A 12148-nucleotide genomic window follows, 5' to 3' on the forward strand; every position below is an offset into this window, starting at 1 on the left:
TTGATAATACCCTTCTTAATGGTACTGACGACTTCACCGCCAGCTAACAAGGCACCACCGGCCTCAANGATTGCAGCTATTATTATCGCCCAGGTTAGTGTGAGCGCTTTTGAGCCAACCGCTGGGCCAACGTTATTGGCCACATCATTGGCACCTATATTCATTGCCATATAGCCGCCAACTACTGCGGCGATAGATAAAACCAAAGAACCTTGTCCAAGCTGGAAGCTTGTCGCGACGTAAGCTAGAATCCCGGCTAAGAATAAAAATGCCAGCCCCAGACGAGAAAATTCTTTTCGACTATCGTTCACAGCAGAATCGATTTTTTGAGCAGATTTTAAATCCATATCATGCACACCTTTACCATTAGAGTTTGATATTGTGCGCACTATAAATCGACCGTCACATAAATGTAACAATTATTTGAATTTATTTAACTTGGTAGCAAAATCCCGGCAACAAATCCACCTTATATTGGTACAAGGCAATTACAATTCTCTATATATTTACTTCGACAATCGAAGACTTTTTGCTCTCAGAGTTATCCTTAGTCACGGTACTGATCGCAAAGTAATGAGTACCAGCGCTTAGAGATTCCAAAGCAACCGAAGTCGCTTCAGGGTCTGTTACGGTTATTAGCAACACCATATTGCCACTACTTGCCCCACGATAAATTTTATAAGACTTGATATCGCCCTGGCTCAAAGCGCTTCCATCCTCTCTAGTGTTTGGTGCCGACCAATTAAGCTCAACAGCGTAAATATCTTGTCCACCCGAATCAGGGGTTGACGGGAGTTCCGGTACGCTGCTTGCGTTGTCTATTTGTGTCCCTGCCAAATATTCATCAAGATTAGACGAGCCATCACCATCATTGTCATTTACGGCGTCCGATGAATCTAGAACGTTGAGACCAACCAATACCTCATACCCATCAGGAATACCGTCGTTATCGGTGTCCTCATCTAGTGGGTTGCTTAGAATGAAATACTCATCAACATTGCTTAATAGGTCGCCATCACTATCAGAAAAAGCATCGGCATCATCATTAGGATCTGTTCCAATCGCTAATTCATAGAAATTAGGTAAACCGTCATTATCACTGTCTATTGGCAGATAGCGATTATCATAGGGGGATAGAAGGTTACCTGAGTGGTAACCGACATGATAACCATCCTGGTAACTTTCAGCTAAACCTGATTCGTGGTCATAGTATGCTAAGTTTTCACTCGTTAGCGTGGTCAGCTCAAAACCTGGCCCTGACCATGAGACATTTAAGTAGTCTCCACCTAGGTGGTCTTTATGCAATACTTCGAAATAGTATGGTGTTCCAGCGTCTAAGTTAATAGTAGGCGACTTCTGAGTTTTATAACGATCCCAAATTTTGTATCCAGAAGGCTTATTAACAAAAGCGATCAATCGCTTATTGTCGGGAGTATCATCGCCAGATAACCAAACTTCTGCGCTTTCGTCTGCGCTTAGCCAGAAGGTATAGGCACCGCTTTCGGGGACCATAAGCAAACCTCTTAGCCGTTGCCCATATTTATCGCCCTTTGAATCAATAAAGTCTAGCTCCTGGACAAGTTCACTTGAACTAGAGCTGAGCGGAAATCGAGCATTTCTAGTTAGAGCTCTTACATTTTTACCCCCGATAGATTTCCACATTTGGAGCTCTATACCGCCATCATCGGCAGCAGTGGGCGGCAATTCATTTACTGCAAGAGAAATAGTTTTAGTTGTAGTGCACGCACTGAGCAAAAGGACAGATAAAATAGTAAAGAATTTATAGTTCATTGCGTATACTCCTTACGAATATTGAAATCAATGATTCAAGTATTACGCATATTAATGATTAACATAACAAGGTGCTTTATACCCATTATTCATAATAGGCGAAATGGAAATAACCACTTAATAATCAGTAACATTATGGTACTTCCTGTTATTTTATCGATTAAACTATTTTTACTTCGTAATTCAATTTTTTAAGTAGCTCACCTAAAGTTATATCTAGTACCAGATTACCTTTCCTTACATTTTAAAAGTATTTTTATTACCGTTACCCCTAACCTGCATCAAACTTATTCTTTGTTTATATATGTGGATTTTCTTACGAGTCTTTTAAGGTGTTAACAGGCTCTCATACTAAAGGAGACACTGTTCAGCGCACGAACTATAATCCAAGCTAATGCACTGCCATCAATTGAATAAACTTGCTGAATACTGCTTACTTCCATAGACTTTGCCAACTAATATTTATCCATGCTTAGAGCGATTAAATGGCAACACTGATACTTACACGGCACGCACAAGCCTCTTTAGGAAAGCAAGACTATGACCAGCTTTCTGATCTCGGCCACAAACAAGCCCATTTACTAGGTGAATATTTTGACAGCACTTCTATCAAGCCCAGTCGAGTTATTTGCGGCAGCTTAAAAAGGCATATTGAAACCGCTGACGCGATCACTCGCTCATTGCAATATAATCAAGCTATCGAAACTGATCCGCGCTGGAATGAATTCGACTTTAAGGGATTGATAAAAGCTTATTTGTCACTTAATAGCGACCAGGCGTTTAACTTAAGTAGAGACTCCAACCCGGCCACCTTTTTCAAGTTATTGAAAAAAGCTATGTTTGCCTGGGCGAATAACGACCTAGTAGGTCTGGTAGATGAATCTTGGAGCGACTTTGAGTACAGAATTGAAACTGGCTTAGAGGCAATTCGACAGCAAGCGGATCGTGATGATACCGTTATGTTAGTCAGCTCAGGTGGCGCAATTTCGATGGCGATAAGAAAAGTGATGGGACTAAGCGTAGAGCAGATGATTGATATTAACTTTCAGATTAAAAACGCAAGCTACGCTAGTTTCGATATTAAGCGGGACCGAATGGTGCTGTCGGGTTTTAACCATACCCCTCACCTAGAACTAGATGAGGGCAAAACTTTAATAAGCTACGCCTAAGATGTATCGGCTCGAACTTGGCCTTACAGCTTAGAATATAGGCTGTACTTAAACTAACGAGCTCACTAAGGCCTAAATGTCCGCAAGTCGGACTCTCGGCATCGACAATAAAGTTTGGATATTCAGGCCAATATTGACCTGATCAGTTACATCGGGAATGTGAGAAGAGCAGACACAAAACTATCCAGAAACTTCCTATTATCGCATTAGCTATTTTAAGAGAAATAAGACTTCAATTGCTGAGCGCAAACAAAATCTAGCGCCACTGCACTTTTAAGTCGATTATTCATAATCAACTCTCTACATAATTATTTTTCAATTCCAGCTCATTGAAAAAATCGGGCCATACTATATTCAGTATTTGTTTTTTCGCCCATACAATAGCGGCACAACAAGCACGGTTAAAATCGCCGAGCTGATGGATCCAAAAATCAAGGAGACAGCCAGTCCTCCCATCACGGGATCAGGGATGATTACCAGTGTTCCAAAGACAATGGCCAAGGTGGTTAAGGTTATGGGAATAATTCTTAATGCGCCCGCATCTGAGATAGCCTCTTCTGGCGACATGCCTTCGGCTATTCTCTCCCTGATAAAATCAACGATCAGCAAAGAATTCCTAACAGCAACGCCCGCAAGAGCAATAACACCAATCATTGATGGTGCGGTAAAGTCTTGATCGAGCAACCAATGGCCCGGAAATACACCAATCAAACCTAATGGAATAGATACCATGACAAGCAATGGCAAACTAAAGGATTGATAGTAAGCAACTAAGAGAAAGTAGATAGCAAGCAGTGACATCGCCAGCGCAATTCCCAAATCTCTAAACACATCCAGTGTCAGCCTCAATTCACCATCCCAATGAATGACAGTGTCATCCAAAGTAGTGGGTGAATCAGGCACAAAGCCCAGATTTCGCGTCGTAATTTTAGTTTCTCTATCGACTTGTAATACTTCGATTCTCTTTTCCAAATCGAGCACTGCATACACAGGTGCACTATCTACCAGCTCTCCTCCCACATAAGAAACTCGCTCATTATCCTTATGGAAAATAGGTGTCGCTTTCTCATTCGGAACAATATCAATCACCGTCGATAAGGGGATGGATGCCCCTTCTTTATTTTTCACAAAGGTCTGAGCCAGTATCTCCGGCACAATGCGCTGGTTATGAGGCACGACAAGCCTAATCGGTATAGGATTTCTCGCTTCTTGCTCATACAAGTGATTCACGATATCTCCTTGCACAAAAAAGCTTAATGCAGCAGCAACTTGCTGCACATCTAAACCGGCCAGTAAAACCCTGCGTTGATCGATCTTGAAGTTATATTCCTGAATAGGCGTGGAATTGCTCGTCCACACTTCAGCCATATCCCAGGTATCTTTAAACAGCGTCTCTAATTCTTTGGCCGTTGCCTCTCGTTTCTCGTTATCTTGTTCGTATATTTCAGCGAGAACCGTCGCTCTTATCGGTGGCCCAGGAGGGTCTTCTAATAACTGAACCGTAGCCTCAGGGTGATTACCAATGATATCGGCAAGTGCTAAACGCAATTGCTGCACAATCTCTATCGAAGTATCGTCGCGCGTCCATTTATGACTCAGATTAACCCTCATTTCTGCATACTGCGAGCCGACGTTATTTGCACTTCCCTTTATTTGACCATTGAAATCGATAACGGAGGGGCCGCCTACAAAGGTTTGTGTATTCGCCACTTCATCGTGCGAAAGGACAACCCCCGCAACCTCTCTCACCAAGCGATCTGTTTCCTCAAGGGGCGTGTCATCCGGTAATTTAAATGTCACCAAAAAGGTGTTCTTATCATCTTTAGGTAGAAACACTAAATTGACGCCCATAGGCGATAGTTCTCCACCAACGCCCTGCGAGCGAATAAATTGCCAACTTGGTTGCAGTAACGAAGCGAGCAAACAGACCAACACACCCAGATAGAATACTTTTCGCCACTTCCTACTTTGGCTGAGGCGCTTGAACAAACTTCTGTAGTAGGTTTGTAGCCAAATTTCTTTATGTTCTTCGTGGGTGACGGTTAAGAAACGTCGGGCAGCCCACGGCGTAATAATATACGCAACCAATAGAGATGCGATCATCGCTGCAGGTACGTTGAACGCAATAGGATAAAAATATTCACCCGTCATTCCCGTCACAAACAGCAGAGATAAGAATACGGCAACCACCGTAATTGTTGCCAATGTTGTGGGGTTACCAATCTCAGACGCGGCATTAACAATGGCTTTTGAATAAGCCTCTTTAGAACTATTTTTCGGGAGTAACTGGTTATGCCGATGAATATTTTCGATGACAACAATGGCATCATCAACCAACAGTCCCAAGGCGAGTATCAAGGCATACAACGCCATACGATTCAAAGTTGGCCCGGCTAATAGGTCGATTCCAATCACCAGAGCGAAAACGATAGGTATCGTAATGAATACGATAGACGCCGCGCGCCCCCCCAGAAACACCCACAACACGACACTCACGACAGCGATTGCAATAAAGAGGTGCTCAATAAGATAGTTAACAGAATCATCCGCAGTCTGGCCATCATTTCTGGTGGTAACTACTTCAACAGAGTTAGGAATCCATTGTTCTTGCATCGATGCGACGCGTTCCAGAATAGCCTCAGATAAAGGAACTGAGTTAACACCGGCCTGTTTAGCGATACCGATATGAACAGCCGCCATCTCTTCCCCTTTGTACTGTTTATAACGACTATCTGAGGGGCCAAAGTTAAAGCGAGATAAGCTTAAGTTTTTGGTATCTGGCTCGGTGGTAATATGCGCTATATCTTGTAGATGAACGACTTTATCGTCATCACGAAACACCACCAATCGCTTAAGCTCTTCAAGGTCTTCCAGCTTATGACTAATTCGCAAATGCTGGTTGTCTTTGTCGATCACCTTAAAGCCAAGCGAGTGATCAATACTAGCGCCTTGTATGTGCGCTCTAATTTGATTTAAGCCCAAACCTAAAGCTTGTAAACGCGTGGGATCTATCTCAACGCGTACTTCGTTCTCCTGACCACCATGAATTTCACTGAGCCCAACGCCCTCAATACTATGTAGATGCTCGGTCATTCTTTCAGCCATATGTGTGAGCTGATAGCGGTCGTACTTGTCAGAAGCCAAGGTCACAACTATAAAGGGGATATCATCCACATCCATCAGATGAATATGTGGCTCGCCCGCTAAAGGCGGTAACTGAATTTTGTATCGTTCCACCTGGTCATAGAGCCTCACGAATGATTCGGTTTTATCCTCTCCTACTTTGAACTCCACTTGAATCTTGGCAAAGCCTTCTCCTGCCACACCGTAAGTGTGCTTTACCCCCTGCATCGTATTGAGATGATTTTCGAGCGGCGTTAGCAGCAAGTGTTCTACTTCCAAAGGTGACATACCTGGTATGGGAATGGTGACTTCGGCAGCGGGAATCACTATCTGAGGATTCTCTTCACGGGGAATTTCAAACAGCCCCATTAAACCGAACAAGATAACGGCAGGAATAATGGCCAATACAAGCTTTGATTCAACAAAGGTTTTGGCTAGCGTATGGGCAATATTAAAGCTGCTGTTAGAAGCTGCTTTGCCGCCCGAATTTTGGCTCTTATCCATTACTTGGTCTCTGCACTATTTACTGAGGCATCGCTAGGTTTAAAGACCACTGGACTCCCATCTCTTAAGGAAGATGGCGGGTTAGTGATAACGATATCCGATGGCTCGAGGCCTGAGAGAACCACCAAATAACGTTGCCACTTCCGCTCAAAATTGACCGGCGTAAACACTGCTTTACCTTCATTGATTCGGTATACACCAAACACCCCCGCCCGCTTAATGATTGATGAAGAATCAACAAGAATCTGTTTTTCATAAGAGATAATGAAGTCCACCTGCCCTGATAAGCCGGCTTCAAGTTTGTAGGATTCAGGCAAAGCGAGTTTGATCTGAATGGTTTGGGTAATACGATCAACACTATTCACGATATGAGATATAACGGCTTTAACGGGTTCATCGCGCTTGTGAATTTTAATGTCATATTGGTCACCAATATTTAGAGTCTGCCCCCACTCTGCTGGCAACGAAGCCTCAAACTCCAAACCACCAATCGCTTCGAGTTGAAGAAGAGGTTTTCCAATAACAGCCAAATCCCCTTGATTCACCCAGCGCTTAATAACGCGTGCATCAATTGGACTATTGATGCGGTGATAAGGCTCCCGAGCAAGCTGCCTTTCCAGCTCACTCTGCGCTTGATTCAACTGAGTTTCCGCAAGATTGTGTTGCACTTTTGCCTTGCGAAGTTGTTCCACAGTAATCACGCGTTTTTCGCGCAGTTGACGAGCATTATCTACATCATGTGCCATATCCTTTAATCGAATTTTGGCTGATTCGATAGCACTCTCTGCTCGACGAATAGAGGTAAGCAATTCGGTTTCATCCAAGGCTACTAGCAAATCACCTTGAGACACCATGTCACCCTCTTTTACTGTCAGTTCGTCAATCGTTGCCGATTGCGAAGTACTGATTTCGATACTGCGAGATACATTGGTGTACCCTGTTGCCGAATAAAATCGAGGCACTAGATCTTCTTTAACATGATGAGCATCGACCTCAATTGGCTTGGCGGCCACTAGTTGGGTACGAAGTGTATCGTTTTGCTCGCCGCAAGCCGTAGCTATGCTGACGGCTGCAAGAACAGCTAATAATCGTGTTACTAATCGTAGACTCATTGGAACACTCCATTTTTCAGTAAATGACATACATGTTCAGCAATGAATTCAGGGTCATCATGCTCGGGTTTTCCACCAGGAAAAAACACCCTCATTGGTTTAGATTCCAAGTGATAAAAAACAAGGGAGAACAAAGAAATAGATGTCATGTGCGGGTCGCTATTGGGAGAAATTCGCTCCACTAGTTTTAATACATTTACCCATTGCGCCATGAAAACATTATTCGCGAGTAGCGATATTCTTTCTTCATCAGCTTCTAACAGTTCACGTTGTAGAAGGAGCCTAAGATTTTCGTCGTTTGCCATGAGTTCCGTGAACTGAAAGATAAATCGCCTCAATTGTTCCTCTTCACTACCAACGGGCTGCAAAGCGGCTTCTAACTTTGGAGCTATGTCTTTAAACGAAGCTTCGATACTGCTGAGATACAGCGCTTTCTTGTCAGGAAAGTGGTGGTAGATCGTTGCGATACTCACGCCAACGGCGGTGGCTACCTGGCGTATTGAAACACCACTAAACCCCTGCTTTGCGAAAAGCGGAATGGATACATTGAAGATAGCGTTCAAGGCTTCTTCATTGGTTGAAAACTTGGACTTGGCCACTTATTTCTCTCTTTTTATATCCCAGCAAAATCTATAGAACGAACGTTCTATAGATAGAATAATAGAACTTAAAGTAAAAAGAAATATGCAACGTTGGCGTCAGTCTAAAGATGAGACACCCATCAACATCTTCAGAGTCACACAAATATCACTTACTAGACAAACTAATTAGGTATCGCGGTTATCCTCAATTCCCTTTGAAGCACAAATAGGTAAATACGTTCCCACAAGCTCATTATCTAGAATCAGCTTTCATTGTTAATGTGCGGATTCCTCTGGTAGGTAATGTAAAATTTATCGGAGAATAGGATCGGATCTTCTGACCGCTTTTCACCATTCCGTAACGTGAGAGAAGCGGACATAAATATAGACTCAAATACAGAATATCCTGCGGACTGCTTGTAGTAATGTAGCCACTAAGTTACTTGTTTACAAAACCACTTTCGTACAAAAATTACTATCATCGCGTAAAACTCTATCCAACCAATTGGTTTAACATTTCCATTGGCTAAATAGGTGGTAGATCCAAGAAATCTAGACAATCCATACACTCTCATACAGCATTCGCATCGAAATTGCGGGCTAGACACCCTTCGAGCTAAAAGATTATACCTATCCAGTAAGTTCTATCTCCTTAATAAAACTGCCCTTCTGAGCAATACATTCACCCAGCAATGCAAAGCCACTAATATTGGACTGAGTCGTATAACGAGCAGCGTAACTGTTACCTTCGCCTTCCACGCGCCATTCCCCTTTAGATTCGTAGCTGGGACATATCACTAAGGGAGAATAGGCTAGCTTTACCGCTACAGCCTGTGGTGGCAGAACTAAAGCAGCAGGTTCCCCACATAAGGTTTTTGCCAAACATTTTGCTGATGCGGTTGCTGGAGCAATAAACGAACGAACAGCACCAAGTGTCTCAGCACAATCACCGATCGCGTAAATATTGGGATGACTTGTTCTAAGGAATTCGTCAGTCATAATTCCTCGATTTATTTCGATATTAGCCTGTTTAGCCAGGTCAACACGAGGCAATAATCCAACTGCTGACAAGATAAGATCTGCGCGGATGACGGTACCCGTATCTAGCTCAAGTAAAAGCTGATCACCGTCATCTTGAACATCACCTACCTTCTGCTCCATGTGCCACTGTACTTGTTCTTTTGGGAACGCATTCATTATGTGCTCACCGAGTTGCTCAGGTACACTTCTGCTAAGCGGCCAGCTCGCAGTATCTATAACATCAACCTGAAAGCCGTTATTACACAGATCACTGGCAAACTCGATACCGACAAAACCGGCACCAATAATGGCGATTCGACTCGTGCTTTTATCAAGTTTTTGGAGTTCTGCTCTAAACATTTCGTATTCAGCTAGATTATTTACTGAAACGCATCGTGGAGAATCTGTTAGTTCGAGATTCATCGGGGATGCGCCTGTTGCTAAAACCAACTCATCGAATATTAGTTCATTGACTGCGCTATTAGAGTCTCGGTAACGAACACAACGTTGGTCTGTTTCAATCGCTTCAACCTGAACCTGATGGATGATTTTAACGTCATGCTCTTGTTCAAGAACTTCCCTTTTTTTCATAATCAGATCAAGCGGCGCCTTATTCATTGAAATCGCTTTCGATAAATTTGGCTTGTAGTACAAATCACCTGAATCTTGCGTAAGTAAGCTTATCTTAAGTGCTTTACCGTGCGCTCGAAGTTCACGGACGAGCGTAATCGCGGAATGCCCAGAACCAATAATGATAATATGCTTCATGGCTGCCACCTATTCGACAAGATAGAAATCAGATTTTGAAGCCGAACATTCCGGGCAGGTCCAGTCGTCCGGAATATCTTCGAAGCGTGTACCCGGCGCGATACCCTCTTCGGGCATCCCTAATGCTTCGTCATAAATCATGTCGCAAGTGATACAACAATACTTTCTATAATTCTCTGTGCTCATGATCGCTCCTCAATTAATCTTTCAGCTCTTCGAAATCTGGCTTTTCTCTCACAAAGCAGTCAGGGCAAGGAAAGTCATCCGGAATATCTTTCCATAGCGTTCCTGCAGGATAGCCTTCGTGCTCAGCGCCTTTGCTTTCGTCATAAATGTAGCCACAATCTGGGCATTCATATTGAGCCATGTCTTTGCTCCTTTATTAAGTTTTGATATGTCGTTGTATTAAATAATCATCGAGTAGGCCAAAACGCATATCGCGCTCGCTGCAAACACACCATGCAGGCACTGCAAGATCAAAGGTTTCGACCTACCTTTGAGTACTTTTCTGAACAGTTGATACGAACCAATGACCACACCTAGAGTGAGCACAAGTCCTACCCAGTTCCATGAGTTGGTAGTATCTGCTGAATGCGCATCATACAGACCCAGTATCAGCAGAACCGAAGCACCTGAGGCGGCTAATCCATGAACAGTGATCATCCACTTTCTTATGGCTCGTTTTTGTATTCTGTTTTTAAGCAGGAATGAGCCAAACCCTGCGACTCCGATCAGAGCCAATAAAGAAAGTACAAGCATGGACGCACCTAAACCCGTTCAGTAATTGTGTTCTAATCCCGTTAGACTTAGCCTGCCTAGGCAGCCTTCTCTACTTCAGGGTGATGGTGACGAGAGAAGATCTCGTCGCGCTTAGTGGGCTCGATATTTACCTTGTCCATATCTCCACCAGCCCATTTCACAACCTTCGGATCCATTACCGAAAACCAAACCGGTGGAATCATCGCTAATACGAACATCCATGGGTATCCGGCAGGAAGAGAAGGTACACCATGATAATCACGGAGAACTTGGTAAGCGCGAGTCGGATGCGCGTGGTGGTCAGAGTGACGTTGTAAGTGCAGGAGAATCAGATTGGAAATTTTCTGATTCGAATTCCAGGAATGGTGTGGCTGACAGCGCTCGAATCGCCCAGTCTTTTCGTTCTTCTGCCTGAGCAAACCATAATGTTCAATGTAATTTGCACACGTCAGCTGCCAGTAGCCGAATGCAGCCACAATCGACAGAAATGGAATCATCACAGGCCCAAAGTAAGCTAGCAGCATGCTGTACAATGCAACAGTTGCAAGAGCGGGCTGGATAATCTCATTCTGTAACGACCACTCTGACTTACCCTGTCGCTTCAACCTTGCGCTTTCCAGCTCCCATGCTCGGCGAAATGCCCCAGGCACTTCTCGTTTTACGAATTGATAGATAGACTCGCCCATTCTTGATGATGCAGGATCTTCAGGCGTCGACACATCTTTGTGATGGCCTTTGTTGTGCTCGATAAAAAAGTGCCCATATCCCGGTAAAGCTAGAGCCATCTTTGCAAAAAACACCTGCGTTCGGTCATTGACCTTATGGCCCATCTCGTGGCCAAGGTTAACGCCAATTCCAGCGGCTAAACCTGCTGTTAAGGCTCCACCAATAAAGTTAAACCAGGACCATTCGTATTGAGATACCGTATAGGCACATGCAATCACCGCTGCCCAAAGCAAAGGAACGGTCAGGTACATCACTTTTTTGTAGTAAGGCTCTGATTTAAGCTCTTCGACCATTTTTTCGGTTGGATTCGCTTCATCATCACCAAAATAGCTATCTAGTGCCGCTATTCCGAAATACCAGAATACGATTGTTGTCCATAACCATAGGCCATTTCCTGTTGTAACCGCTAGATAACATGATCCGATAGGCGCTAAAGGTAAAATCAGCGAAATGATGTAAGCGTATTTTTTTAATGACATCCAGGTGGTGATTTCACCCTCGCTTTGAGAGCGCGGGACCGAAAGCATTGCTGCCGCTTCTTTAGACATGAGATTTTCTCCGTTATTGTTAGTAAAACAATCTTATCGGGAGACGC

The 12148-nt window shown here is 43.7% G+C and carries 11 protein-coding genes; 1 reads left to right on the plus strand and 10 read right to left on the minus strand.

Annotated elements, in window-relative coordinates; genetic code table 11:
• Together A3735_RS03605 and A3735_RS03610 are read right to left on the minus strand one after the other, a co-directional pair.
• Nucleotides 1–347: inorganic phosphate transporter (locus A3735_RS03605; protein WP_197485639.1), on the minus strand; the 347-nt coding region annotated here is incomplete at its 3' end.
• Nucleotides 348–498: 151 nt separating this feature from the next.
• Entirely contained in the window at nt 499–1791 is a 1293-nt protein-coding gene (locus A3735_RS03610) for a PA14 domain-containing protein (protein ID WP_068507537.1), read from the minus strand.
• Nucleotides 1792–2276: 485 nt separating this feature from the next.
• Here A3735_RS03610 and A3735_RS03615 point away from each other — a divergent pair, with 485 nt between their 5' ends.
• Nucleotides 2277–2960 carry a histidine phosphatase family protein gene (locus tag A3735_RS03615; RefSeq protein ID WP_068507539.1) on the plus strand — a complete coding sequence of 228 codons (684 nt, stop codon included), beginning with the start codon at nt 2277–2279 and terminating at the stop codon, nt 2958–2960.
• Nucleotides 2961–3314: 354 nt separating this feature from the next.
• On the opposite strand, the gene A3735_RS03620 is transcribed toward A3735_RS03615, so the two are convergent.
• The 8 genes from A3735_RS03620 to A3735_RS03655 all read right to left on the minus strand — a co-directional run bounded on the left by A3735_RS03620 (nt 3315) and on the right by A3735_RS03655 (nt 12101).
• On the minus strand, nt 3315–6587 hold the full coding sequence (locus A3735_RS03620; RefSeq protein ID WP_068554400.1) for an efflux RND transporter permease subunit: 3273 nt from the start codon (nt 6585–6587) through the stop codon (nt 3315–3317).
• The gene (locus A3735_RS03625) at nt 6587–7699 is read right to left on the minus strand and encodes an efflux RND transporter periplasmic adaptor subunit (RefSeq protein WP_068507142.1); all 1113 of its coding nucleotides are present in this window, start codon (nt 7697–7699) and stop codon (nt 6587–6589) included. The genes A3735_RS03620 and A3735_RS03625 overlap by 1 nt, the downstream gene beginning before the upstream one ends.
• A complete protein-coding gene (locus A3735_RS03630) occupies nt 7696–8298 on the minus strand; it encodes a TetR/AcrR family transcriptional regulator (protein ID WP_068507139.1) in 603 nt (200 codons plus the stop codon). The genes A3735_RS03625 and A3735_RS03630 overlap by 4 nt, the downstream gene beginning before the upstream one ends.
• A gap of 612 nt (nt 8299–8910) precedes the next feature.
• Nucleotides 8911–10068, minus strand: coding sequence for an NAD(P)/FAD-dependent oxidoreductase (locus A3735_RS03635; protein WP_068507134.1), 1158 nt, complete (start codon nt 10066–10068; stop codon nt 8911–8913).
• A gap of 9 nt (nt 10069–10077) precedes the next feature.
• Nucleotides 10078–10254 (minus strand): rubredoxin, encoded by a 177-nt coding sequence (locus A3735_RS03640; protein WP_068507132.1) that lies wholly within the window; start codon nt 10252–10254, stop codon nt 10078–10080.
• A gap of 13 nt (nt 10255–10267) precedes the next feature.
• Nucleotides 10268–10435 carry a rubredoxin gene (locus A3735_RS03645; RefSeq protein WP_068507129.1) on the minus strand — a complete coding sequence of 56 codons (168 nt, stop codon included), beginning with the start codon at nt 10433–10435 and terminating at the stop codon, nt 10268–10270.
• Between the two features lie 38 nt (nt 10436–10473).
• The gene (locus A3735_RS03650) at nt 10474–10827 is read right to left on the minus strand and encodes a hypothetical protein (RefSeq protein WP_068507124.1); all 354 of its coding nucleotides are present in this window, start codon (nt 10825–10827) and stop codon (nt 10474–10476) included.
• Nucleotides 10828–10883: 56 nt separating this feature from the next.
• Nucleotides 10884–12101 (minus strand): alkane 1-monooxygenase, encoded by a 1218-nt coding sequence (locus A3735_RS03655; RefSeq protein ID WP_231872153.1) that lies wholly within the window; start codon nt 12099–12101, stop codon nt 10884–10886.
• Nucleotides 12102–12148 lie beyond the last annotated feature (47 nt).

This window comes from Oleiphilus sp. HI0061 (assembly GCF_001635675.1).

What these genes read in the sequence shown, in the direction of transcription:
- A3735_RS03610 (WP_068507537.1), bottom strand. Translation starts at nt 1,791, where the DNA reads ATGAACTATAAATTCTTTACTATTTTATCTGTCCTTTTGCTCAGTGCG.
- A3735_RS03615 (WP_068507539.1), top strand. Translation starts at nt 2,277, where the DNA reads ATGGCAACACTGATACTTACACGGCACGCACAAGCCTCTTTAGGAAAG.
- A3735_RS03620 (WP_068554400.1), bottom strand. Translation starts at nt 6,587, where the DNA reads ATGGATAAGAGCCAAAATTCGGGCGGCAAAGCAGCTTCTAACAGCAGC.
- A3735_RS03625 (WP_068507142.1), bottom strand. Translation starts at nt 7,699, where the DNA reads ATGAGTCTACGATTAGTAACACGATTATTAGCTGTTCTTGCAGCCGTC.
- A3735_RS03635 (WP_068507134.1), bottom strand. Translation starts at nt 10,068, where the DNA reads ATGAAGCATATTATCATTATTGGTTCTGGGCATTCCGCGATTACGCTC.
- A3735_RS03640 (WP_068507132.1), bottom strand. Translation starts at nt 10,254, where the DNA reads ATGAGCACAGAGAATTATAGAAAGTATTGTTGTATCACTTGCGACATG.
- A3735_RS03645 (WP_068507129.1), bottom strand. Translation starts at nt 10,435, where the DNA reads ATGGCTCAATATGAATGCCCAGATTGTGGCTACATTTATGACGAAAGC.
- A3735_RS03650 (WP_068507124.1), bottom strand. Translation starts at nt 10,827, where the DNA reads ATGCTTGTACTTTCTTTATTGGCTCTGATCGGAGTCGCAGGGTTTGGC.
- A3735_RS03655 (WP_231872153.1), bottom strand. Translation starts at nt 12,101, where the DNA reads ATGTCTAAAGAAGCGGCAGCAATGCTTTCGGTCCCGCGCTCTCAAAGC.